This is a genomic window from Pseudomonas sp. CBS, assembly GCF_024734645.1.
GTDB lineage: Bacteria > Pseudomonadota > Gammaproteobacteria > Pseudomonadales > Pseudomonadaceae > Aquipseudomonas.
This window is the reverse complement of the sequence record NZ_CP102929.1, coordinates 4,351,446-4,375,021: the sequence shown is the minus strand read 5'-3', so window position 1 is coordinate 4,375,021 and position 23,576 is coordinate 4,351,446. Positions and strand designations below refer to the sequence as shown.

Below are 23,576 nucleotides of genomic sequence, written 5' to 3'. Positions count from 1 at the left end.
GGTGCATAAGTTTTTTCCGCATTAAAAAACCGGTCGTTGAGACCGGTTTTCTATGCACAGGTAAAAAGCAGCCGTTCACTCTCTCCACAATGGCAGCTGAAGGATGAAGGTCGTGCCTTTACCCAGCACGCTTTCGCAGCCAATCCGCCCGCCGTGGCGGTCCACCACCGCCTTGACCATGGTCAGGCCCAACCCCAATCCCTCACTGCCTTGAGCAGAGGTGAAGCGCCGGTATTGAGCGAAGAGCTCTGGCAAATCCTGCGCGGCGATTCCTCGCCCCTGGTCGCTGATGCGGCATTCCAAACGATCTTCGCTGCTGGTCAGGGTTAACGTCACGGTGGTCCCCGAAGGACTGTATTTGACTGCGTTCTCCAGCAGATTGAACAAGGCACGGGTCAGCAGCGATTGATCTGCCCAGACCATTTCCTCGCCGTCTTCATCCAGATCGTGGACCAGATGGATGCCTTTCAACTGGGCGAGCACCGCGACTTGATCAAATGCGTCGAGCACCAGCATGGCGAACAGGCTGGGCTGGAATTGGTAGCCGTCAGATTCGGCTTTCGCCAGTTGCACGAATGATTCGGTCAGGTTCAGGGCGCGACGGACTTGTTGTTCGATCAGGCCAAATATTGGCGCTGCAGTGTCCTGGACATCCAACAGGGCGAGGATCGCCGAATGCGGAGCACGCAGGTCGTGGGATAGAAAGCGCAGCAAGGTTTCCCGCTGCTGCTGGGCGTCGCGCTCGATGCTCAGGTCTGTGAGGCTGAGTAGCCAGCCCAATGCCACGTCACCGTCCGCGGGCAGCAGCGGGGCCAGGTCGAGGCGCAGGCTACGGTTATGGGTGTCGCGGAATTCGACGATTTCCAGCGCCGACAGGGCAGGGCGAATGCCGTCCTGCAGCGGTGGATAACCCAATGCAGCGAGCTGCTCCAGCAGGTTTTCAGCCACCAATTCATTGCCGAATACATCACGAGCAATCCGGTTGGCCAGCAGGACATTGCCCTTGGGATCGGTAATCAAGGTCGCTACGGGCAAACATTCCAGGCCATCGGCCATAAAGCGGCGCGTGTCCCGGGTACGGCTGACCGCTTGTTCCAGGGCGAAGATCCGTCCCTGCAGAACATCACCCTGGCTGGCGGGCGCTCTACGCCGCTCCGGGAGCACTTTGGGTTCGTTGTCCAGGCGTGCCAGTTCCCAACCGAAGTAGGCCAGGATCACACTCAGGCGCCGCCAGTTCCAGATCAGGTAGCTGAGCAGCATGCCGATCAGGCACGCCGCCGGTGACCACCAATGACCCAGGCGCAACAGGCACCAAGAACCGAGAAGCGCGGCACTCATGCAACCGACGGTCAACCACAGCGCATAACGGGGGCGAAACAACAGCAAGCCCAATAGCAGCGCGACCATGGCAGTGGCCAGCAGCGTTGCCGTCCAGGCAGGCAGGTCAACGATGCTGCGTCCTTGCAGCAAGCCATTGAGGATGTTGGCCTGAATCTCCACGCCAGGTGTCGTGCCGACGCTGGCTGACAGTGGCGTGACGTAACGGTCGCCCATACCCGGCGCAGTGGCGCCGACCAGGATCAAGCGGCCTCTGAGCAGCTCAGGCGGCACCTCACCGCGTAAAACGCTGATATACGGCACGCTGGGAAAGCCGGCATGGCTGGCGATGAACGGAATTCGAATGGAGTTTTGCCGCTGCCAATGGTTGCTGTCCGCCGGACCAAGCGCGCCCGGCATAACAGCCTGCTGGCCGCTCAGCTCAAACGCCAACCAGGCCAATTGGGGCGTCATGTCCCCTGGTGGGCCTTCACGCAAATACAGACTTCGAACGATACCGTCGCTGTCCGCTTCAACATTGATATGGCCGACGCCCCTGGCACAATCGCGCAAGGGCAACACTGGCAGGATTTGCGCAACAGCTTGCTCGTAGCGGGGCGAGCCTTCACGAATCAAGGGCAACAGAACAGTGCCGGCGTTGCACATAGCCTCGGCCAGGCGCAGGTCATTGGCCGGCTCCCGGGCGGGCTCACTGAAGATCACATCAAACAGAACACCTGCGGGTTTGGCAACGCTCAGCCGATCAAGCAGGTCGGCGTGTACGCGCCGGGACCAAGGCCATTGGCCAAGTTCCTTCAGGCTGCGGTCATCAATGGTCACCAGCAAAATGCGTGGATCCACCGGCAACGGGGCCAAGCGGCGAAGGCTGTCATACAGCAGGTTGTTGAGGGAAAAGCCCGGGCTCAAGGACAGGAATGCCGTGATGGGTAACAGCAACAGGCTGACCCAGAGCCATTCGCGCACCAAGCCATTGAACAGTCGCTGAGCCTGGGTCGGTTGGCGCTTTTCAGCCTTGCGCCAAAGCCTCACCGGTTAGCGTCCAGAGCGTTATTGCACGCGGTTCGCGGGCGGGTAATAGAAGATGTCATAGACCCCGGTTTCTCCCTCAAGCCCTTGTTCATCATAGGCCGACAAACGAACGTGATAGAACGATGCTTTGAGCCCAGTGAAGCGCATTTGCGGCTTGTCGGAGAAGTTTTCCTGCTTAATGTTCAGAAACGCCTTATCGGTCGCGACCTGGGCCCGGTAACGCTGGGCACCGGCTAACGGACGCATGAACAGCGTCCATACCGGCGCATCGCCTTTTTGCCCGTCCTGGCCCACCAGACGTGGCGCATCCAGCAGTTCCACGGGCTTGAGTTCACCTTGTTTTTTGAATGCCAGCCCCTGCCTCGCACCGACCTTCACTTCACCCGAAACCGGACCGGTAATGGGCTTCTTCTTGATCGGTCGTAGGGTCGCTGGAGCATCGTCCCGATTGACCGCGACTTGCCCATTGAGCACTTCAACCAGGGATTGTTCGCCGTCGTTACGCACACGGAAATGCGTGCCGCGCACACCGAGCACACCCACCGGGGTCACGATCTGAAAACGGTCATAGTCACTGGCACGCTTGATGACATAAGCCTCAACCTGACCTTCTTCAAGTATCACCTGAGGGATCGATTGCTCCTCGACCAGGTGCAGTCGAACCTGGGAGCTGGACGGCAAGACAATCCGCGAACCGTCTCCCAGCAGAAGGCTGACAAATGCGTCTGGTGAGGTTTTCACACGCTCTTGTTCATCAATGACCATGCCTTCTTGCAAGGCAGTGGACACGCCCTTGGCATCCAGCTTCCAGGCCTCGCCTGTCAGGTGCTGAACCACCGCCGGTAGAGGCTGCGCGCGGCACATCTGGTTGTCGTCAATGTAGGGCGCGCGGGGAGGGGCGGAACGTGCCAAGGCCGGCAGGCTCACTACGCCTAGCGTAACAATCAAGCCTGAGCCCAACAGCGTAGAAATGGCAAAGCGGAATCGGCAGGGGGAAAAGGTCATGGCGCTCATCAAGATTCTAGTTCTAATGGATCATCAGAAAGCACGTTCAGGAAGCGTCTCGCGGGGAAGACCTTGAATACCGCCTACGATACTCGATGAGGTATCCAGTCGATAGCCGAAATGTCTGGGGCGTGGGGATCTATGGCAGAAGATGACACATCCCTGTGCCGGAGCAATTCCCTCGCTCCAATCCGTGCGTCATACAGCGACAACGAATTTACCTACAAGAGAGGTTCATCGGACCAATTCGCAACATTTGTTCAGATTTGGCGCCGATTAAAACACCCAGCGTTGGTTCTGCTGTGGTTCGCTGAGCGGCTCAAAGGGTGAGCTGGCGAAGCCCATGCCGTTACCGGGTTCACTCAGGGTTTGACGCTCATCGAACGATGCAGGCACTACCGGCTTCGATGCCCCCACCGTTTCGGTCCCCAAAGTTGCCGCCATTACCACCAATACCAATCGCCCCCACACATTAATCTTTTCCAGAACAATCACACGTCTCGAAACAGCATAAAACCAGATTGCCATTGATCCTTTTCCTGAAGGTCTCGAGCCGGTATCTTCCCAGCTTGGGTATTGACGATTTCCAATGGCTACGGCCATTTGATATCAGCGTACCGAGAGATTCAGAGGGCCTGAGAATCTGGCCATAATTGTTCAGATTCATGCCCGCATTCTTCAATCAGAAAGGACCCTGCCATGCGTGTCGCAATACTGGATGACGAACCTGCTGAACTGCGGCGGGTGGAACAGACACTGCGACAAATCCCCAGCGCTGCGGATCAGCCATGGACGCTGCACTGCTTCGAGCGTGGAGAAGACCTGCTGCGCCAACTGCGCCGGGAAACCTTTGACCTGCTGATCCTTGACTGGCAACTGCCCGACCTCAGCGGCTTGGCATTGCTGCGCTGGACCCGCGAGCACATGGAAGCGCCACCCGCCGCCATCATGCTCACCAGCCGCGATGCCGAGAGCGATATCGTCCAAGCGCTGAACAGTGGCGCCGACGATTACGTCAGCAAGCCATTTCGCCCTAACGAGCTTAAGGCACGGGTCAATGCCGTTCTGCGGCGCCACGGCCTGCAAAAGTCCGCGGCCAGCGAAGTGCTGACCTTCAACGACCTGACGTTTGATGATGCTGAACTCACAGTGAGCAGGGCAGGGAAGCCCATCAACCTGACGGAGCGCGAATATCGCCTGGCTCGGTGCCTGTTTGAGAATCTGGCGCGACCACTTTCTCGGGAATATTTGTATGAGCGGTTTTGGACTCATGAAGAAATGGTGTCGTCACGTCCGCTGGATACGCATATTTATCGGCTACGGAATAAGCTCGGACTGACGGCGGAGCGGGGGTGGCAGTTGCTGACGATCTATGGGTATGGGTATCGGTTGGAGAGTGTGACATCTGCTGCCGAAGATTGAGATGTTCCACGTGGAGCATTTATAAAATGCTCAAATCCCAGCCAATAAAAAAGGCCAACGCTTAGCGTTGGCCTTTTTTGTTTGCGCTGCAACCTGATCAGAAGTCCAGGTTGGACACCGCCAAGGCGTTGCTCTCGATGAAGTCACGACGAGGCTCGACCGCATCACCCATGAGGGTGTTGAAGATCTGATCCGCGCCAATGGCGTCTTCGATGGTCACACGCAGCATGCGACGCTGAGCGGGGTCCATGGTGGTTTCCCACAGCTGATCCGGGTTCATTTCGCCCAGACCTTTGTATCGCTGAATGGTGTGACGCTTGGTGCTCTCAGCCATCAACCAGTCCAGGGCTTCCTTGAACTCTTTAACCGCTTTCTTACGCTCGCCACGCTGAATGTAAGCACCGTCGTCCAGCAGGGTGCTCAATTGCGCGCCGAGTGTAACTACAGTCTTGTAGTCGTTGCTGCCGAAGAAATCGCGGTTGAAGGTGACGTAGTTCGAAAGGCCGTGGGAGATCAGTTCGACCTCTGGCAGCCAGACGTTACGCTCCCGGTCTTCACGCAGGCTGGCTTTGTAAACCAGGCCGGATTTTTCGACGGTACGCAGACGGACTTCGTACTGGGCCAGCCAATTTTGCATGTGAGCGTGGTCGCCCAACTGCTCGAGGCTGACGGCAGGCAGGTAGATGAAGTGCTCGGTCAGCTCCTGAGGGTACAGGCGCGACAAACGCTTGAGGGTCTTCATCACCATGCGGAAATCGTTTACCAGACGCTCCAACGCTTCACCGGAGATGCCCGGGGCTTCGTCGTTCAAGTGCAGGCTCGCATCTTCCAGGGCCGACTGCGTCATGTACTCTTCCATGGCGTCGTCGTCTTTGATGTATTGCTCTTGCTTGCCCTTTTTCACTTTGTACAGCGGCGGCTGGGCGATGTAGATGTAGCCACGCTCGATCAGCTCAGGCAACTGACGGAAGAAGAACGTCAGCAGCAGGGTGCGGATGTGCGAACCGTCGACGTCAGCATCGGTCATGATGATGATGTTGTGGTAGCGCAGCTTGTCGATGTTGTACTCGTCGCGGCCGATGCCACAGCCCAGGGCGGTGATCAAGGTGCCGACTTCCTGCGAGGAAATCATCTTGTCGAAGCGCGCCTTCTCGACGTTGAGGATCTTACCCTTCAACGGCAGGATGGCCTGGGTGCGACGGTTACGGCCCTGCTTGGCGGAACCGCCAGCAGAGTCACCTTCCACCAGGTACAGTTCGGAGAGGGCAGGGTCTTTCTCCTGGCAGTCAGCCAGTTTGCCGGGCAGGCCAGCGATATCCAGCGCGCCTTTACGACGGGTCATCTCACGGGCTTTACGCGCCGCTTCACGAGCTCGCGCCGCGTCGATCATCTTGCCGACAACCAGTTTGGCTTCGTTCGGGTTTTCCAGCAGGAAGTCGGAGAAGTACTTGCCCATTTCCTGTTCAACGGCGGTCTTCACTTCGGAAGACACCAGCTTGTCTTTGGTCTGGGAGCTGAACTTCGGATCCGGAACCTTGACCGAAATAATCGCGGTCAGGCCCTCACGGGCATCGTCACCGGTGGTGGCGACTTTGTGCTTCTTCGCCAGGCCTTCTGCTTCGATATAGGTGTTCAGGTTACGCGTCAGCGCAGAACGGAAACCCACCAGGTGAGTACCGCCATCGCGCTGAGGAATGTTATTGGTAAAGCACAACAGGTTCTCGTTGAAGCTGTCGTTCCACTGCAGGGCGATTTCCACGCCGATGCCGTCTTCACGCTGGATGTTGAAGTGGAACACCTGGTTGACCGCAGTCTTGTTGGTGTTCAGGTATTCAACGAACGCCCGCAGGCCACCTTCGTATTTGAATAGCTCTTCCTTGCCGCTGCGCTCGTCTTTGAGGACGATACCCACACCGGAGTTGAGGAAGGACAGTTCACGAATCCGCTTGGCCAGGATGTCCCAGCTGAAGTGGATGTTCTTGAAGGTTTCGTCGGAAGGACGGAAATGAATCTGGGTACCGGTGGTTTCGCTTTCGCCAACGATTTTCATCGGCTCTTGCGGAACGCCGTGAACGTAGGTCTGCTCCCAGATCTTGCCGCTGCGACGCACGGTCAGCACCAGCAGTTCGGAGAGGGCGTTCACCACGGAAACACCTACACCGTGCAAACCGCCGGATACTTTGTAGGAGTTGTCATCGAACTTACCGCCGGCGTGGAGCACGGTCATGATGACCTCTGCCGCCGAAACGCCTTCTTCTTTATGCACATCTACCGGGATGCCGCGACCGTTGTCGCGCACGGTGATGGATTCGTCCGGGTGGATGATGATGCTGATGTCGTCGCAGTGACCGGCCAAAGCTTCGTCGATCGAGTTATCGACCACCTCGAACACCATGTGGTGCAGACCGCTGCCATCATCGGTATCACCGATGTACATACCGGGACGTTTGCGTACGGCATCCAAACCTTTAAGCACTTTAATGCTGGTCGAGTCGTACGTATTCGTATTTTCTTCGCTCATGCCTTCACTCCCGATGGTCGTGGGTCTGGGTGATACGGCCTTGTTCCACGTGGAACAAAGCGACTGGCGTTTCCGTCTGCCAGCCTTCCCTCAATAATTCGTGGTCTACACAGGTGATAAACACCTGGCAGCGTAAGTCTTCCAACAAGCGGCATAGCGCGCGGCGGTGCTGCTCGTCCAGTTCGGACGGCAAGTCATCCACCAGATAAATACATTGCCCGCGCCGGGCCTGGCTAACCAGATGCCCTTGGGCGATACGCAGGGCACAGACCACCAACTTCTGCTGACCACGGGACAAGATGTCCGCAGCATTATGTGCGCCCAATCTAAGGCGCAAATCAGCTCGTTGTGGTCCGGCCTGGGTGTGACCAATTTGCTGATCCCGCTGTAAGGACGTCGCGAGCACTGCACTCAGTTCCCGGTCTTTGTCCCAACCACGGTAGTAGCTCAACGTCAGCCCCTCGAGTTCAAGCAACTCGCTCAAGGTCTGCTCAAAGACTGGTTTCAAGGCTTTGATATAGGCGCGGCGGTATTCATCTATTTCAGCGCTGGCCAGGCACAGTTCCCGGTCCCAAGCAGCTTGCGAAGCGGCGTCAAGTGTACCATGCCGCAGCCATGAGTTCCGCTGCCGCAGGGCCTTCTGCAGGCGCTGCCAAGTGGCCATGAAACGCGGTTCCACGTGGAACACTCCCCAATCGAGGAATTGCCTGCGGATTTTTGGCGCACCCTCCAGCAAGCGGAAGCTGTCTGGGTTGATCAGTTGCAGTGGCAGGATTTCCGCCAGCTGCGCGGCACTGCGAGCATTCTGCCCGTCGATGCGTATTTGAAACTCCCCCTGACGATCACGAGAAATCCCCAGGCTGCTATGACCGCCTTCCGCTAATTCGACTTGGCCAAATACCGTGCACGCCAGTTGCTCATACTGAATCACCGGTAACAAGCGGGCACTGCGAAAGGAGCGGGCAAGCCCCAGCAAGTGAATGGCTTCCAGCACGCTGGTTTTGCCACTGCCGTTGGCGCCGTGGAGGATATTGATGCGGGGGGAAGGGGAGAAGGTCACCGGGTGCAAATTGCGCACCGCGGTGACCGAGACGCGACTGAGGGACATCTAGCTTCTGCTGAACATGATTACAGGCGCATCGGCATGACAACGTAAGCCGAGTCATCGTTGTCGGATTCTTGCACCAGGGCGCTGCTGTTGGAGTCAGACAGAATCAGGCGAACCTGTTCGGTGGTCATCACGCCCAGCACGTCCAGCAGGTAGCTGACGTTGAAGCCGATTTCCAGGTTGCCGCCGTTGTAGTCGACGCCCACTTCTTCTTCCGCTTCTTCCTGCTCAGGGTTATTCGCCTGAATTTTCAGCTGGCCGTTGGCCAATTGCAGGCGAATACCGCGGTACTTCTCGTTGGAAAGAATGGCCGTACGGCTGAATGCTTCACGCAGGGCCTGACGATCACCGATCACCAGCTTGTCGCCGCCTTTAGGCAGAACACGCTCGTAATCCGGGAACTTGCCGTCAACCAGCTTGGACGTGAAGGTGAACTCGCCGGTAGTCGCACGGATGTGGTGCTGGCCCAGGACGATGCTGACATTGCCATCCGGCTCGGTCAGCAGGCGCGCGAGTTCCAGAATACCTTTACGCGGCACGATCACCTGGTGGCGATCCGGCTGACCGATATCGGCTTTCATCGAGCACATGGCCAGACGGTGACCATCAGTGGCAACAGCGCGGATGATGCCTTCGGAGACTTCCAGCAGCATGCCGTTCAGGTAGTAACGCACGTCCTGCTGGGCCATGGCGAAGCTGGTGCGCTCGATCAAACGGCGCAGTCGGCTTTGTTCCAGGCTGCAGGTCAGCGAGCCAGGACCTTCTTCCACAGTCGGGAAGTCGTTGGCCGGCAAGGTCGACAGGGTGAAGCGGCTGCGACCGGCTTTGACCACCAGCTTCTGTTCATCAACCTTGATGTCGATCAGCGCGTCGTTGGGCAGGCTTTTGCAGATGTCCATCAGCTTGCGCGCCGGCACGGTGATCTCGCCAGGTTCGGCGGGTTCTTCGAGCTGGACACGACCAACCAGTTCGACTTCGAGGTCGGTACCGGTCAAGGACAATTGCTGGCCTTCGACAACCAGCAATACGTTGGAAAGCACCGGCAAGGTCTGTCGGCGCTCGACGACGCCTGCGACCAGTTGCAGGGGTTTCAACAGGGCTTCGCGTTGAATGGTGAAATGCATGGTCTAGTCCCTTGCCTTAATAAGCTGCGCTGGTGTTCATCAAGTAGTCAGTGTACGCAGCAGGTTCTTGTAGTCCTCGCGAATATCCGCGTCGGATTCCTTAAGTTCGTTGATCTTGCGGCACGCGTGCAAGACCGTGGTGTGGTCGCGACCGCCAAACACATCACCAATTTCCGGCAGGCTGTGGTTGGTCAGCTCTTTGGAGAGCGCCATCGCTACCTGACGGGGACGTGCTACCGAGCGCGAACGGCGCTTGGACAGCAGGTCGGAAATCTTGATCTTGTAGTACTCGGCCACAGTGCGCTGGATGTTATCCACACTCACCAGCTTGTCTTGCAACGCCAACAGGTCTTTCAGGGACTCGCGAATCAACTCGATGGTGATGTCGCGGCCCATGAAGTGCGAGTGAGCGATGACACGCTTGAGTGCGCCTTCCAGCTCACGCACGTTGGAACGAATGCGTTGGGCAATGAAGAACGCGGCGTCGTGAGGCAGGTCGACTTTAGCCTGGTCGGCCTTTTTCATCAGGATCGCGACGCGGGTTTCCAGTTCAGGCGGCTCTACCGCAACGGTCAGGCCCCAGCCGAAGCGCGACTTCAGGCGCTCTTCCAGGCCTTCGATTTCCTTCGGATAACGGTCACTGGTCAGGATGACCTGCTGGCCACCTTCGAGCAACGCGTTGAACGTGTGGAAAAATTCTTCCTGGGAACGTTCCTTGCGGGCGAAGAATTGAATGTCATCGATCAGCAAGGCATCAACGGAACGGTAGAACCGTTTGAACTCGTTGATTGCATTGAGCTGCAGCGCCTTGACCATGTCGGCCACGAAGCGCTCCGAGTGCAGGTACACGACCTTGGCATTCGGGTTCTTCTTTAATAGGTGGTTACCCACGGCGTGCATCAAGTGAGTTTTACCCAAGCCAACGCCACCATAAAGGAAGAGCGGGTTGTAACCGTGCTTGGGATTGTCGGCGACCTGCCAGGCAGCCGCGCGGGCCAACTGGTTGGATTTACCTTCGACAAAGTTCTCAAAGGTGAACGTGCGGTTCAGGTAACTGGTGTGCTTGAGCGCACCCTCTACCTGGACGGTGCGCTGTTCGGCACGAACCGGAGCCTGCTGGGAGCTGGCGCCGGCCATTGGGTCAAAGCTGTCGCGGGACGGCTCTTCATTTATAGGCGCGTTTTTCTGCGACGAGGATTTCGAAGGCGTCTGGGCAACCGGGGCTGGCGAGTTATTAACAGGTGCCGCAGCGGCCTGAGCCTGCGAGGCACTGGCTGCCAACGGTGCATTCGGCGCAGCACGAGGTGCCGAGCTACGTTTGCTGCCTATTAATAAGGAGAGCACCGGAGCAAGCCCGTTGCCATGTTCATCGAGCAATTCGAGAACGCGGCTCAGGTATTTCTCGTTGACCCAGTCGAGAACAAAACGATTAGGCGCGTAGACACGCAACTCGTCGCCTTCAGCTTCGACCTGTAGCGGACGGATCCAGGTGTTGAATTGCTGGGCAGGCAGCTCATCGCGCAAAAGCTCCACGCACTGCTGCCAAAGTTCCACTGACACGGATATCCCCTAAGTTGAAAGCCGGTGAGGCAAAAACAGCCGCCATTGTAGCGGCCAGCCGTCCACTTATCCACATGTAGCTTGCTTACAGGCCGCCAAGAATCAATGCCTTAACCGTAAAAAAGGCGACAAATGGTCTGTGCATAAGCTCTGTGGATAAGCGCCCCTAAGCCCGTTGTACAAGTGGGGTCGAAAGTCTGTGGGTAACTGGCCTGTGGATAAGTAGCCATTCCACACACAGCTTATCCGATAGCGCAGCACAGGCAGAGCACCGTTTCTCCCCCGTGTTGTCATTCTCTGTACATCACGTGGAATATGGCTTTAAGGTAGTTATCCACAGAAGATCGCCTCCCTAGCTTTTATAAGCTTTACAGAAAAGCTTTAAATAACTTCCTTCTTTATTTTTATATCTATGGCATTGCTCGTGAAAGCCGAAGCGCCCGGATTCGGTCCAGAGGCCCCCAGATATCTAATTAAAGGAAAAGCTGGTTGGAAATTGACCTAGAGGCTTGCTTTCTCTAGAATCGCCGGTCTCTTAAAACGGGGGCCATTCCGGCCCGTTGTGGACGAACCAGGTAACACGCCATGAAACGTACTTTCCAACCAAGCACCATCAAACGCGCCCGTACTCACGGCTTCCGTGCTCGCATGGCCACCAAGAACGGCCGTGCTGTCCTGTCGCGTCGCCGCGCCAAAGGTCGTGCGCGTCTGGCAGTTTGATAATCCGGTACTGGTGGTGAGTCAGGACTTCAGTCGGGAAAAGCGTCTGCTAACCCCCCGGCATTTCAAGGCAGTCTTTGACTCCCCCACCGGCAAGGTTCCGGGGAAAAATCTCCTGCTCCTTGCGCGTAACAACGATCTGGATCACCCCCGTCTCGGGTTGGTGATCGGCAAGAAGAGCGTAAAGCTCTCCGTTGAGCGCAATCGCCTCAAGCGTCTGATGCGCGAATCGTTTCGCCTCCACCAGGAGACTCTGGTTGGTTGGGATATTGTTATCGTCGCGCGCAAAGGCTTGGGGGACGTAGAAAACCCCGAATTGATTCAGCATTTCGGCAAGCTCTGGAAACGTTTGGCTCGTACCAACAAGCCAGCACCAGCTGTCAGCACCGAAACTGTAGGGGTAGACAGTACTGATGCGTAAACTGGCGCTCGTTCCGATCCAGTTTTACCGCTATGCCATTAGTCCCCTGATGGCAAACCACTGTCGTTTCTACCCCAGTTGTTCCTGCTACGCGTTGGAAGCCATAGAAAATCATGGCCTTCTGCGCGGTGGCTGGCTGACCTTTCGTCGTTTAGGTCGCTGTCATCCGTGGAATCCCGGTGGTTATGACCCGGTTCCGCCTATCCCTACCTCCCGTTCTTCTTCGATGGCCGAGTAATCATGGATATTAAACGCACGATCCTGATCGTCGCCCTGGCAATCGTGTCCTACTCTATGGTTCTTAAGTGGAACCAGGATTATGGCCAAGCTGCCCTGCCGACTCAGAATGTTGCTACCAATCAGTCGGCGCCGGCTATTCCGGATACGCCACTGGGTAACAATGCTGCCGCCAGTGCCGATGTACCCAGCGCGAATGCCGATACCAGCACCCCGGTAGAAACCCCGGTCGTCACCAATAAAGACCTCATCCATGTAAAAACGGATGTACTGGACCTGGCAATCGATCCACAGGGTGGTGACATCGCCCAGCTGAAACTGCCGCTGTATCCACGTCGCCAAGACCACCCGGATGTTCCGTTCCAGCTGTTCGATAATGGCGGCGAACGTGTATATCTGGCACAAAGTGGCCTGACCGGCACTGACGGTCCGGATGCTCGTGCTACCGGTCGTCCGGTTTATTCGACCGAACAGAAGACTTATCAACTGGCTGATGGCCAGAACCAGTTGAACGTTGACCTGAAATTCAGTCACGACGGCGTCAACTACATCAAGCGCTTCAGCTTCACTCGCGGTTTGTACGATCTGAAAGTCACTTATCTGATCGACAACGAGAGCGCGAAGCCGTGGACTGGCAACCTGTTTGCCCAGCTCAAGCGTGACAACAGCGCCGATCCTTCTTCCAGCACCGCCACCGGCACCGCGACTTACCTGGGCGCCGCCCTGTGGACAAGTAACGAGCCGTACAAAAAAGTGTCGATGAAAGATATCGACAAGGGCGCGCTGAAAGAAACCGTTCAAGGTGGCTGGGTTGCCTGGTTGCAACACTACTTCGTGACCGCATGGATCCCGAACAAGGGTGATGCCAACCTGGTTCAAACCCGTAAAGACAGCCAAGGCAACTACATCATTGGCTTTACTGGCCCGACGTTGACCGTCGCTCCGGGTGCCAAGGCCGAAGCGAGTGCTACGTTGTACGCCGGTCCGAAGAGCCAGGCTGTGCTGAAAGAGTTATCCCCAGGTCTGGAACTGACTGTGGATTACGGCATTCTGTGGTTCATTGCCCAGCCTATCTTCTGGCTGCTGCAACATATCCACAGCATCGTCGGCAACTGGGGCTTCTCGATCATCCTGCTGACCATGTTGATCAAGGGGATCTTCTTCCCACTGTCGGCTGCCAGCTACAAGTCGATGGCACGTATGCGTGCCGTGGCCCCGAAACTGGCCGCGCTGAAAGAACAACATGGCGATGACCGGCAGAAAATGTCGCAGGCCATGATGGAGCTGTACAAGAAAGAGAAGATCAACCCGCTGGGTGGATGCTTGCCGATTCTGGTGCAGATGCCGGTGTTCCTGTCGCTGTACTGGGTGCTTCTGGAAAGCGTGGAAATGCGCCAGGCTCCGTTCATGCTGTGGATAACTGACCTGTCGATCAAAGACCCGTTCTTTATCCTGCCGATCATCATGGGCGCGACCATGTTCATCCAGCAGCGTCTGAACCCGACTCCGCCGGACCCGATGCAGGCCAAGGTAATGAAAATGATGCCAATCATCTTCACCTTCTTCTTCCTGTGGTTCCCGGCTGGTCTGGTGCTGTACTGGGTGGTCAACAACTGCTTGTCGATCTCCCAACAGTGGTACATCACACGTAAAATCGAAGCGGCTACCAAAAAAGCCGAGGCGTAATTTACTCTGTGGATAACACCACTCAAGACGCCCCCTAGTGGGGCGTTTTGCTTTCCGTCACTTTTATCCGGGTACCCGCCATGAGCGCTCCTCGTGAAACCATCGCCGCTGTCGCCACCGCTCAAGGTCGTGGTGGTGTCGGTATCGTTCGTATTTCCGGGCCGCTCGCCGGCGTGGCTGCCCAAGCCATCAGTGGTCGGGAGCTGAAGCCGCGGTATGCGCATTACGGGCCGTTTTTAGGTGCTGATGAAGAGGTGCTGGACGAAGGTATTGCCCTTTATTTTCCGGGGCCGAACTCATTTACCGGCGAAGACGTCCTGGAACTGCAAGGCCACGGTGGCCCGATCGTTCTGGACATGCTGCTGCAGCGGTGCCTGCAGTTGGGTTGCCGCCTGGCACGCCCGGGTGAATTCAGCGAACGCGCGTTCCTCAACGATAAACTCGACCTGGCCCAGGCCGAGGCGATTGCCGACCTGATCGAAGCCAGTTCTGCACAAGCCGCGCGCAATGCGTTGCGCTCGTTGCAGGGCGCATTTTCCCTGCGTGTGCATAACCTCACCGAGCAATTGATCAGCCTGCGAATCTACGTTGAGGCCGCGATTGATTTCCCGGAGGAAGAAATCGACTTCCTCGCCGATGGCCATGTCCTGGCGATGCTGGATAAGGTTCGTGATGAGTTATCCACAGTGCTGCGCGAAGCCGGGCAAGGTGCCTTGCTGCGTGACGGTATGACGGTGGTGATTGCCGGCCGACCCAACGCCGGCAAGTCGAGCCTGCTCAACGCACTGGCGGGGCGAGAAGCGGCCATCGTTACCGAGATCGCCGGCACCACCCGGGATATCTTGCGCGAACATATCCACATCGATGGTATGCCACTGCATGTGGTGGACACGGCCGGGCTGCGTGACACCGATGACCAGGTGGAAAAGATCGGTGTGGAACGCGCGTTGAAGGCGATCACTGAGGCCGATCGTGTGCTGCTGGTGGTGGATGCCACGGCGCCAGAGGCGGCAGATCCGTTTGCGCTGTGGCCGGAATTTCTCGAACAGCGGCCAGACCCGGCCAAGGTCACGCTGATTCGAAACAAGGCCGACCTGACGGGTGAGGTGATTGCCCTGGAAGTCAGTGAGGACGGCCACGTGACGATCAGCTTAAGTGCCAAGTCTGCGGGAGAGGGGTTGGAATTGCTGCGCGATCATCTGAAAGCGTGCATGGGCTACGAGCAGACCTCGGAAAGCAGCTTCAGCGCTCGTCGCAGGCACCTGGAGGCGCTGCGGCATGCAAGCGCCGCCCTCGAGCATGGCCGCGCGCAGCTGACGCTGGCAGGCGCCGGTGAGCTGCTGGCTGAAGATTTACGTCAGGCGCAGCAGCTGTTGGGTGAGATCACCGGCGCATTCAGCTCCGATGACTTGTTGGGGCGGATTTTTTCAAGCTTCTGTATCGGGAAATAGCCGGGTTATCCACAGCTGGCACGTCACCAGTTGTAGGAAACTGTTCCGAGTAGCGTCCGGCTTTCACCCCAATAGCAGCGGCCTGCATCGTTGCAGCCGGACACATACTCCTTGTCGAACAGGTTCTTAGCGTTCACGTCCACCGACCAGTGCTTGTCAATCTGGTAACCGATGGCGGCATCCACCAACGTTACGCTTCCAGCATCCAGCTTCCCGTAAAGGGAAGGCGCGGTGTAAGCGAACGTGCTGTCGAAGTAGCGCATGCCGCCGCCGACGGACAAGCCCTTGAGTTGGCCATCAAGAAAGCGGTACTTGCCCCAGACCGAAGCCTGATTACGTGGGACACCGGTCATTTGGTGACCTTCCACGAGCGACGTTGCCGAATCCTTGGTAATCCGAGCATCGGTGTAGGTGTAGGCCGCAGTCACGTTCAAATTAGGGGTGAGGTTGCTGTTGACCTCCACTTCCACGCCCTTGGCCCGGCTTTCGCCCACCTGGCGGTAGGTATTGGTCGTGGCGTCGAGGTACGTGTCGTCCTGCTTGCGCAAGTCATAGACCGACAACGTCATCGCCGTGTCCCAGCCGATCGGCTCGTACTTGAGGCCTACTTCATATTGACTGCTGGTGATCGGGTCCAGCGGTGTGCCGGCATTGGAGATCTGCTGTACCGGGACGAACGCAGTCGAGTAGCTGACATACGGCGTCAGGCCGTTGTCGAACTGGTACATGATCCCGCCCTGATAGGTGAATTTGCGGTCTTCAGAGCTGATGTTGCCGGCCTTGGCCACCTTGTCGCGGAAATCACTGTCGACCCAGTCCTGGCGTCCGCCGAGCAAGAATAACCAGTGGTCATACTTGCTCTGGACCTGTGCATAAACACCTTTCATCTGCTGTTCGAGCAACGTGTTTTGCACCGCGAGAGGCGTCAATGGGTCCTTCAGGTACACCGGGTTATACACATTGATCGTGCCTGCAAATCCGGCATTCCAATCCTGGCTGAAGGAGGTCCGGTCATAGCTGGCACCGAACAGCACGGTATTTTCCAGGCCGCCTACCTGGAATGTTCCTTCCAACTGGTTATCCAGCGAGTAAACCATCGATTTGTTGTAGCGGTCGTAGGCATTCATGTTCAGCTGGGTGCCGAACCCCGCATTATTCAGGTTGCCTGGCCAGGTTTCATGGCGTGTGATTCGGGACTGCATGTAGCGCGAGTTCTGCCGAAACTGCCAGTCATCGTTGAAGCTGTGGCTGAACTCGTAACCGGTGCTCCAGGTTTCCCGTTCGAAGGTGTTCCAGTCCGGGTCACCGAGCATGGTGTGCTTGGAGAGCTTCCCGTTGGGGTTGGTCAGTAACGTGCCGGCGGCAGGTAGGCCAAGTTCGAGATTGGTGTGGTCTTTCTGGTAGTTGGCCAGCAGCGTCAGGGTGTTGTAGTCGTCGAAATTGAGGGTCAGGGACGGTGCGATATACAAGCGGTCATCGGGAACGTGATCGGTTTGGGTGTCGGACTTTCTGCCGAGCATCACCACGCGTCCAAGAATATTGTCGTTGTCGTTCAACGGACCGGAGATATCCACACCTACCTGGCGGCGATTATTCGAACCGTAGGTCAGCTGAACTTCGCCTTGTGGTGTAGCTGTCGGGCGTTTACTCACCAGGTTGACCAGACCACCGGGTGCGTTTTCGCCGTAGAGCAGGGAAGAAGGACCACGGAATATTTCTACCCGTTCCAGCCCATAAGGTTCGCTGGTGGTGTCATACCGGTTGCCTTGTACTCGCAAGCCATCGCGCAGCAGGCCGTAGCCATAATCCGTGGCGTTGAAGCCGCGAATGAAGAACAGGTCACCCGCCAGGCCATCGCCCGCTGCGAAGGGTGGGGCGAAGATTCCCGGCACATAGCCCAGCACTTCGGTGAGCGTCTGGGATTTTTGATCCTTGATGCGCTGGCCGGTCACCACTGACACCGAGCGTGGGGTTTCCGACAATGGTGTGCTGGTCTTGGTACCGATTCGGCTGTTTTGCGCCTTGTAACCTACGTCCCCGGCAATCTCCTGATTGAAACCGGTCTGTTGATAAGTGCTGACAGTCGTCGGGGCCAACATGAGTTGTTCCCCGCTCGTGGCCGGCTGCAGCGCATAGCTGCCGGGGCCTTGAGCCGCCGCCTGCAATCCCGAGTTTTGCAGCAATAACGCAAACCCCTGCTCCACCGAGTAGTCACCCTCCAGCCCAGGACTCTGCAAGCGCGCCGTCTGCTGCGGCGAGAATGACAGAATCACATTGGCCTTCGATGCGAATTGGCTCAAGGCGTTGTCGAGTGGTCCGGAGGCGATCACGTAATGTTGCACTGGGCTGGCAGCAATGGCCCGAGTGCATAGCAAGGTGCTGGCAGTCGCTGCCGAGACCAGCAGCAAGCCATACGTAATACCGTGATAGGAGAGACGCTGACGAAGTTTTGTAGGAAGGCGCATGTGTGAGTAAGCCCTGAAGGTAGCATCGTGATTACCTGTAGGGCCGCGCCAGGTAAAAAAAAGATAACCCCTGCTGAGAGTATTTTTTCGGTATTAACCTGTAAGCGTAACGGCGACCCAGTAGCGGGTGAAATACTTCACCTGGATCGGCAACGTGACCTGCAGGTTGGCCAGTACGGCGTCGGTGGAATCCAGGCGGAAGGTGCCGGACACCCGCAGCCGGGCTGATGCGGCGTCGCACTGCATGACGCCCGGCCGATAGCGCGCGAGTTCATCGATGACATCCCCCAGTCGCGCGTCCAGAACGATCAATTGACCGTCGACCCATGCAGCTTGGTTCCCGCGATAAATATGGCTGGGGCCTACGTCTTGCGCACCGAAGTCGACACTCTCACCAGGTCCGAGCACTCGGCTATGGCCTGGCTGGTCGACGGGTTGCACGCTGACCCGGTCTTCCAGCACACCAACCCGCGTCGATCCTTGCAGTTGGCGAACAGTGAACCGCGTCCCCAAGGCTTGAACACGGCCCTCACGGGTTTCGACATAAAACGGTGTTTGCCGGCCTGACCTGCCGGTGTGGATAAGTACTTCCCCCTCACGCAAACGGACCAGTCGCTGCTGCCCATCGAAAAGTACGTCGATAGCCGTGTTCGTATTGAGGTCAATTTGAGTGCCGTCGGCCAACCCGATTCGCCGTCGTTCGCCGACCTTTGTTCGATAGTCAGCCCAGAGGTTGCCCAGGGACGTGTGTTGTTGAACGTTCCACCCCAAGTACCCGGCGGCACCGAGCATCAGCATCAGCTTGAGCACTTGCCGCCGTTGTTGACTGGCCGAGAGCGCACGACGGGTGAAGTCCTTGGGTAGCGCACCGAGGCCACGTTGCAACTGCTCCATCTGGTTCCAGGCCGCCTGATGGGAAGGATCGCCGTTGAGCCATTGCTGCCAGGCACTGTGTTCCGCAGGTGTAGGGGGTTGCGATTGAAATTGCACGTACCAACTGGCGGCGGCTTCGAACGTCTTGCGATCCGGGGCGGCCATTACGCGCCCGCCATGATCAGGGCGCATTCTGTCAGGGCGCGGACCATATGTTTCTTGACGGTGGTCAGCGAGACCCGCAGCTGATCGGCGATCTGTTGATAAGTCAGGCCTTCGACCTGGGACAGCATGAAAATTCGCCGAGCACGCTCGCCCAGCCCATACAAGGCTTTATCCACAGCCACGAGGGTTTCAATAATGATGGCCTTGTCTTCTTCACTGATTGCGGTCGCTTCTGGCCGGTCTGCCAGGGTTTGCAGATAGGCTTGTTCAATGGCACGGCGCCGATAGCGATCAATCACCAGTCCCCTGGCAACCGTGGCCAGATAGTCCCTGGGCTCGAGGATCTGCGCCGCATTGCGGCCACCCAGGATCCGCACGAACGTATCGTGTGCCACATCGGCTGCATCGCAGGCGTTATGCAACTTTCCCTTGAGCCAGCTGTGCAACCACGAATGGTGCTGCTCATAGATGTGCTGGACTGCAAGGGTATGTGGGGGAAGGGCCATGAGAGGTGACGAGGTAGGTTAATGATAATAACTATTATTAACTGCCGTGACGCTTTCTCACAATAGGCCTGCCATCAACCCGTTTCACAAATGCAAACGAAGCGTTTCCTGCCTATCCGAAGATTCTTGGAGGCCGCCGTGTGCCTGAAACTTAACGAAATCCGAATTTTCTGTGGATTAAGCCCTGTGAATAACCGCCCCTGTGCCCGGTTGATAACAAGGCTTAAAACCTGAGCAAAAACCCCTCTGTGGATAACCACCTGTTTAATCCACAGGCTTAAAGCACTTATCCAAGGGCCTCCTTGGCACCTAACCACAGACTTTTGAATCTCTGTACATAAAGTAAATAAAGGCCTGTAGAGATCTATCCACAGAAACATGCCTCAGTAGAAATAAACATAAAAACAAAGATTTAATAAATTTCTCTCTTTTAATTTCTATTGTTCGTGATTCATCCACAGCTGGTTAAATTTTGTGCAAAGGGTTCTTTAGGAAGGGCGAAGTCCCTATACTTGCCGACTCGTTCGAAAACCTGATCTCGAACGCTCATTCCTAATTACCTACAGAAGCAGGCACGAGGTGCGTGGTGGATTTCCCTTCCCGTTTTGAAGTGATCGTCATCGGCGGCGGTCATGCCGGTACCGAGGCAGCACTGGCGTCAGCACGCATGGGGGCAAAAACCCTGTTGCTGACGCATAACGTGGAAACCCTCGGCGCCATGAGCTGCAACCCCGCAATCGGCGGAATTGGCAAAAGCCATCTGGTCAAGGAAATCGATGCCCTGGGCGGCGCGATGGCCATGGCTACCGACAAAGGTGGTATTCAATTTCGCGTATTGAACAGCCGCAAAGGCCCGGCCGTGCGAGCCACGCGTGCTCAAGCCGACCGGATCCTGTACAAGGCCGCTGTCCGCGAAACCCTGGAAAACCAGCCGAACCTGTGGATATTTCAACAGGCAGCCGATGACCTGATCGTCGAACAAGACCAGGTACGCGGTGTTGTCACGCAAATGGGCCTGCGTTTCTTCGCAGAATCCGTGGTGTTGACCACCGGTACCTTCCTCGGCGGACTTATCCACATCGGTATGCAGAACTATTCCGGTGGCCGCGCCGGTGATCCGCCGTCGATCGCCTTGGCTCAGCGCCTTCGTGAACTGCCGCTGCGTGTTGGTCGCTTGAAAACCGGCACTCCGCCGCGTATCGATGGCCGGTCTGTGGATTTCTCGATGATGACCGAGCAAGCGGGCGATACACCGATCCCGGTGATGTCGTTCATGGGCTCCAAGGAACAGCATCCGAAACAGGTCAGTTGCTGGATTACCCATACCAATGCTCGCACCCACGAAATCATTGCTGCGAACCTCGACCGTTCGCCGATGTATTCCGGGGTGATCGAAGGTATTGGCCCGCGCTACTGCCCGTCGATCGAAGACAAGATCCACCGCTTTGCCGACAAGGAAAGCCACCAGGTTTTTATCGAACCGGAAGGTCTGACTACCCACGAGCTGTACCCGAACGGTATTTCAACTTCCTTGCCATTCGACGTGCAAATCCAGATCGTGCAATCGATTCGCGGTATGGAAAACGCTCACATCGTGCGGCCTGGTTACGCCATTGAGTACGACTACTTCGATCCGCGTGACTTGAAATACAGCCTGGAAACCAAGGTTATTGGCGGCTTGTTCTTCGCTGGGCAAATCAACGGCACCACCGGTTACGAAGAAGCCGGCGCCCAGGGTTTGCTGGCTGGAGCCAACGCGGCACTGCGTGCCCAGGGCAAAGACAGCTGGTGCCCGCGTCGCGATGAGGCGTACATCGGGGTGTTGGTCGACGACCTGATTACCCTCGGTACCCAGGAACCGTACCGGATGTTTACGTCCCGGGCCGAATACCGCCTGATCCTGCGGGAAGACAACGCCGACCTGCGCTTGACCGAAAAAGGTCGCGAGCTGGGCCTGGTCGACGATGTGCGTTGGGCTGCCTTCTGCAAAAAACGCGAAAGCATCGAGTTGGAAGAGCAACGCCTGAAAAGTACCTGGGTTCGCCCGGGCACCGAGCAAGGCGACGCGATTGCCGAAAAATTCGGCACGCCGCTGACTCACGAATACAACTTGCTGAACCTGCTGTCCCGTCCGGAAATCGACTACGCTGGTCTGATCTCGGTCACCGGCGGTGGCGCAGAAGATCCACAGGTCGCCGAACAGGTCGAAATCAAGACCAAATACGCCGGGTATATTGACCGCCAGCAGGATGAAATCGCTCGCCTGCGGGCCAGTGAAGACACCAAGTTGCCTGTGGATATCGATTACACAAACATTTCCGGGCTGTCGAAAGAGATTCAAGGCAAGCTGGGGATAACTCGACCAGAGACCCTGGGCCAGGCGTCCCGTATCCCGGGCGTCACGCCGGCAGCCATTTCGCTGTTGATGATTCATTTGAAAAAACGCGGCGCGGGCCGTCAGTTGGAGCAAAGCGCTTGAGTTCGTTGGTCACCTCGCAACACGCCGAAGAGTTATCCACAGGTGCTCGCCAGCTTGGCGTCAACCTGACCGAAGCCCAGCACGAGTTGCTGCTGGGTTATCTGGCCCTGTTGATCAAATGGAACAAGGCTTACAACCTCACGGCGGTGCGTGATCCAGACGAAATGGTCTCTCGCCACCTGCTCGACAGTCTGAGTGTGATGCCGTTTATCGAAAACGGCCGCTGGCTTGACGTTGGCAGCGGCGGCGGCATGCCCGGCATCCCGTTGGCGATTTTGTTTCCCGAGTCACAAGTGACCTGCCTCGACAGCAATGGCAAGAAAACCCGCTTCCTGACCCAGGTGAAACTCGAACTCAAGCTGGATAACCTGCAAGTTATCCACAGTCGCGTCGAAGCCTTTACGCCTGAACAGCCTTTCAACGGAATTGTTTCCCGGGCGTTCAGCAGCATGGAGAACTTCAGCAACTGGACCCGCCACCTCGGCGACCGCGATACCCGTTGGCTGGCAATGAAGGGCGTTCATCCAAGCGACGAGCTGTTAGCATTGCCGGCAGACTTCCACCTCGATAGCGAACACGCCTTGGCCGTACCCGGTTGCCAAGGCCAACGCCATCTGCTGATACTGCGCCGCACGGCATGATTGGGAACACAAGCAAGAATGGCTAAGGTATTCGCGATAGCGAACCAGAAAGGTGGCGTGGGCAAAACCACCACCTGCATCAACCTCGCAGCATCCCTGGTCGCTACCAAGCGTCGGGTGCTGCTGATCGATCTCGATCCACAGGGCAACGCCACCATGGGTAGCGGTGTGGATAAACACGGCCTGGAAAACTCGGTCTACGACTTGCTGATTGGCGAGTGCGACCTGGCCCAGGCCATGCACTATTCCGAGCACGGCGGTTATCAACTGCTGCCGGCCAACCGCGATTTGACTGCGGCGGAAGTGGTGTTGCTGGAAATGCAGATGAAAGAAAGCCGTCTGCGCAGCGCCTTGGCGCCGATCCGCGAGAATTACGACTACATTTTGATCGACTGCCCACCGTCGCTGTCGATGCTGACGTTGAACGCGCTGGTTGCCGCCGACGGGGTAATTATCCCTATGCAGTGCGAGTACTTCGCGCTCGAAGGCTTGAGCGACCTTGTGGATAACATCAAGCGTATTGCCGAGTTGCTCAACCCGAACCTGCAAATCGAAGGCTTGCTGCGGACCATGTATGACCCGCGCCTGAGCCTGATGAACGATGTGTCGGCGCAGCTCAAGGAACACTTCGGCGACCAGCTCTACGACACCGTGATTCCACGCAACATCCGCCTGGCCGAAGCGCCAAGCTATGGCATGCCCGCGCTGGCGTACGACAAATCATCCCGTGGTGCCATTGCCTACCTGGCGCTGGCCGGCGAGATGGTTCGTCGTCAACGCCGCAATTCACGCACCGCTGCAGCCCAGCCAACTTAAGGAATCCCC

General features: G+C 57.2%; 19 protein-coding genes. 9 read left to right on the top strand and 10 right to left on the bottom strand.

Translation table 11 applies throughout. The features are described from left to right. Positions 1-75: 75 nt before the first annotated feature. From NVB75_RS20090 to NVB75_RS20080, 3 genes are all read right to left on the bottom strand, one after another. Entirely contained in the window at positions 76-2,367 is a 2,292-nt protein-coding gene (locus NVB75_RS20090) for a CHASE2 and HATPase_c domain-containing protein (protein ID WP_258342958.1), read from the bottom strand. 18 nt (positions 2,368-2,385) lie between these two features. Beyond that, on the bottom strand, positions 2,386-3,381 hold the full coding sequence (locus tag NVB75_RS20085; RefSeq protein WP_258348684.1) for a FecR domain-containing protein: 996 nt from the start codon (positions 3,379-3,381) through the stop codon (positions 2,386-2,388). A gap of 267 nt (positions 3,382-3,648) precedes the next feature. After that, positions 3,649-3,900: a hypothetical protein gene (locus NVB75_RS20080; protein ID WP_258342957.1), complete on the bottom strand. Its 252-nt coding sequence runs from the start codon at positions 3,898-3,900 to the stop codon at positions 3,649-3,651. Between the two features lie 171 nt (positions 3,901-4,071). On the opposite strand from NVB75_RS20080, the gene NVB75_RS20075 reads away from it, so the two are divergent. Next, entirely contained in the window at positions 4,072-4,794 is a 723-nt protein-coding gene (locus tag NVB75_RS20075; protein ID WP_177025264.1) for a response regulator transcription factor, read from the top strand. Between the two features lie 97 nt (positions 4,795-4,891). Here the strand turns inward: NVB75_RS20075 and gyrB are convergent, their stop codons facing one another. The 4 genes from gyrB to dnaA are packed head-to-tail and all read right to left on the bottom strand — an operon-like array spanning position 4,892 to position 11,107. Beyond that, the gene (gene gyrB / locus NVB75_RS20070; RefSeq protein WP_017477902.1) at positions 4,892-7,315 is read right to left on the bottom strand and encodes a DNA topoisomerase (ATP-hydrolyzing) subunit B; all 2,424 of its coding nucleotides are present in this window, start codon (positions 7,313-7,315) and stop codon (positions 4,892-4,894) included. A 4-nt stretch (positions 7,316-7,319) separates the two neighbouring features. Further along, positions 7,320-8,423 carry a DNA replication/repair protein RecF gene (gene recF / locus NVB75_RS20065; protein WP_003213585.1) on the bottom strand — a complete coding sequence of 368 codons (1,104 nt, stop codon included), beginning with the start codon at positions 8,421-8,423 and terminating at the stop codon, positions 7,320-7,322. Between the two features lie 20 nt (positions 8,424-8,443). Next, a complete protein-coding gene (gene dnaN / locus NVB75_RS20060; protein ID WP_003213582.1) occupies positions 8,444-9,547 on the bottom strand; it encodes a DNA polymerase III subunit beta in 1,104 nt (367 codons plus the stop codon). Positions 9,548-9,586: 39 nt separating this feature from the next. Beyond that, positions 9,587-11,107: a chromosomal replication initiator protein DnaA gene (gene dnaA / locus NVB75_RS20055; protein ID WP_032868695.1), complete on the bottom strand. Its 1,521-nt coding sequence runs from the start codon at positions 11,105-11,107 to the stop codon at positions 9,587-9,589. Between the two features lie 585 nt (positions 11,108-11,692). On the opposite strand from dnaA, the gene rpmH reads away from it, so the two are divergent. The 5 genes from rpmH to mnmE all read left to right on the top strand — a co-directional run bounded on the left by rpmH (position 11,693) and on the right by mnmE (position 15,622). Then, positions 11,693-11,827 (top strand): 50S ribosomal protein L34, encoded by a 135-nt coding sequence (gene rpmH, locus NVB75_RS20050; RefSeq protein WP_003213577.1) that lies wholly within the window; start codon positions 11,693-11,695, stop codon positions 11,825-11,827. A 16-nt stretch (positions 11,828-11,843) separates the two neighbouring features. Next, positions 11,844-12,248, top strand: a complete 405-nt coding sequence (gene rnpA, locus NVB75_RS20045; protein ID WP_010168490.1) for a ribonuclease P protein component — start codon at positions 11,844-11,846, stop codon at positions 12,246-12,248. Beyond that, positions 12,241-12,486: a membrane protein insertion efficiency factor YidD gene (yidD, locus tag NVB75_RS20040; RefSeq protein ID WP_003213574.1), complete on the top strand. Its 246-nt coding sequence runs from the start codon at positions 12,241-12,243 to the stop codon at positions 12,484-12,486. The genes rnpA and yidD overlap by 8 nt, the downstream gene beginning before the upstream one ends. A gap of 2 nt (positions 12,487-12,488) precedes the next feature. Then, positions 12,489-14,171 carry a membrane protein insertase YidC gene (gene yidC / locus NVB75_RS20035; RefSeq protein WP_010168487.1) on the top strand — a complete coding sequence of 561 codons (1,683 nt, stop codon included), beginning with the start codon at positions 12,489-12,491 and terminating at the stop codon, positions 14,169-14,171. Between the two features lie 80 nt (positions 14,172-14,251). After that, entirely contained in the window at positions 14,252-15,622 is a 1,371-nt protein-coding gene (gene mnmE, locus NVB75_RS20030) for a tRNA uridine-5-carboxymethylaminomethyl(34) synthesis GTPase MnmE (protein WP_258342955.1), read from the top strand. Between the two features lie 23 nt (positions 15,623-15,645). On the opposite strand, the gene NVB75_RS20025 is transcribed toward mnmE, so the two are convergent. The 3 genes from NVB75_RS20025 to NVB75_RS20015 all read right to left on the bottom strand — a co-directional run bounded on the left by NVB75_RS20025 (position 15,646) and on the right by NVB75_RS20015 (position 19,631). Then, positions 15,646-18,087: a TonB-dependent siderophore receptor gene (locus tag NVB75_RS20025; RefSeq protein WP_258342954.1), complete on the bottom strand. Its 2,442-nt coding sequence runs from the start codon at positions 18,085-18,087 to the stop codon at positions 15,646-15,648. A gap of 93 nt (positions 18,088-18,180) precedes the next feature. Next, the gene (locus NVB75_RS20020) at positions 18,181-19,125 is read right to left on the bottom strand and encodes a FecR domain-containing protein (RefSeq protein WP_258342953.1); all 945 of its coding nucleotides are present in this window, start codon (positions 19,123-19,125) and stop codon (positions 18,181-18,183) included. Further along, positions 19,125-19,631, bottom strand: a complete 507-nt coding sequence (locus NVB75_RS20015; protein WP_258342951.1) for a sigma-70 family RNA polymerase sigma factor — start codon at positions 19,629-19,631, stop codon at positions 19,125-19,127. Before NVB75_RS20015 ends, NVB75_RS20020 begins: the two co-directional genes overlap by 1 nt. A gap of 586 nt (positions 19,632-20,217) precedes the next feature. On the opposite strand from NVB75_RS20015, the gene mnmG reads away from it, so the two are divergent. From mnmG to NVB75_RS20000, 3 genes are read left to right on the top strand one after another with little or no spacing between them, the layout of a single operon-like run. Continuing rightward, the gene (gene mnmG, locus NVB75_RS20010) at positions 20,218-22,110 is read left to right on the top strand and encodes a tRNA uridine-5-carboxymethylaminomethyl(34) synthesis enzyme MnmG (RefSeq protein ID WP_258342950.1); all 1,893 of its coding nucleotides are present in this window, start codon (positions 20,218-20,220) and stop codon (positions 22,108-22,110) included. Continuing rightward, positions 22,107-22,751 carry a 16S rRNA (guanine(527)-N(7))-methyltransferase RsmG gene (rsmG, locus tag NVB75_RS20005; protein WP_003213561.1) on the top strand — a complete coding sequence of 215 codons (645 nt, stop codon included), beginning with the start codon at positions 22,107-22,109 and terminating at the stop codon, positions 22,749-22,751. Before mnmG ends, rsmG begins: the two co-directional genes overlap by 4 nt. 18 nt (positions 22,752-22,769) lie before the next feature. Beyond that, a complete protein-coding gene (locus tag NVB75_RS20000) occupies positions 22,770-23,567 on the top strand; it encodes a ParA family protein (protein ID WP_017477894.1) in 798 nt (265 codons plus the stop codon). Positions 23,568-23,576: the final 9 nt, after the last annotated feature.

Bases quoted from the DNA above. Each gene is read 5' to 3' on its own strand.
- NVB75_RS20085 (WP_258348684.1), bottom strand. From the start codon at position 3,381: ATGAGCGCCATGACCTTTTCCCCCTGCCGATTCCGCTTTGCCATTTCT.
- NVB75_RS20080 (WP_258342957.1), bottom strand. From the start codon at position 3,900: ATGGCAATCTGGTTTTATGCTGTTTCGAGACGTGTGATTGTTCTGGAA.
- NVB75_RS20075 (WP_177025264.1), top strand. From the start codon at position 4,072: ATGCGTGTCGCAATACTGGATGACGAACCTGCTGAACTGCGGCGGGTG.
- gyrB (WP_017477902.1), bottom strand. From the start codon at position 7,315: ATGAGCGAAGAAAATACGAATACGTACGACTCGACCAGCATTAAAGTG.
- recF (WP_003213585.1), bottom strand. From the start codon at position 8,423: ATGTCCCTCAGTCGCGTCTCGGTCACCGCGGTGCGCAATTTGCACCCG.
- dnaN (WP_003213582.1), bottom strand. From the start codon at position 9,547: ATGCATTTCACCATTCAACGCGAAGCCCTGTTGAAACCCCTGCAACTG.
- rpmH (WP_003213577.1), top strand. From the start codon at position 11,693: ATGAAACGTACTTTCCAACCAAGCACCATCAAACGCGCCCGTACTCAC.
- yidD (WP_003213574.1), top strand. From the start codon at position 12,241: ATGCGTAAACTGGCGCTCGTTCCGATCCAGTTTTACCGCTATGCCATT.
- yidC (WP_010168487.1), top strand. From the start codon at position 12,489: ATGGATATTAAACGCACGATCCTGATCGTCGCCCTGGCAATCGTGTCC.
- mnmE (WP_258342955.1), top strand. From the start codon at position 14,252: ATGAGCGCTCCTCGTGAAACCATCGCCGCTGTCGCCACCGCTCAAGGT.
- NVB75_RS20025 (WP_258342954.1), bottom strand. From the start codon at position 18,087: ATGCGCCTTCCTACAAAACTTCGTCAGCGTCTCTCCTATCACGGTATT.
- NVB75_RS20020 (WP_258342953.1), bottom strand. From the start codon at position 19,125: ATGGCCGCCCCGGATCGCAAGACGTTCGAAGCCGCCGCCAGTTGGTAC.
- NVB75_RS20015 (WP_258342951.1), bottom strand. From the start codon at position 19,631: ATGGCCCTTCCCCCACATACCCTTGCAGTCCAGCACATCTATGAGCAG.
- NVB75_RS20000 (WP_017477894.1), top strand. From the start codon at position 22,770: ATGGCTAAGGTATTCGCGATAGCGAACCAGAAAGGTGGCGTGGGCAAA.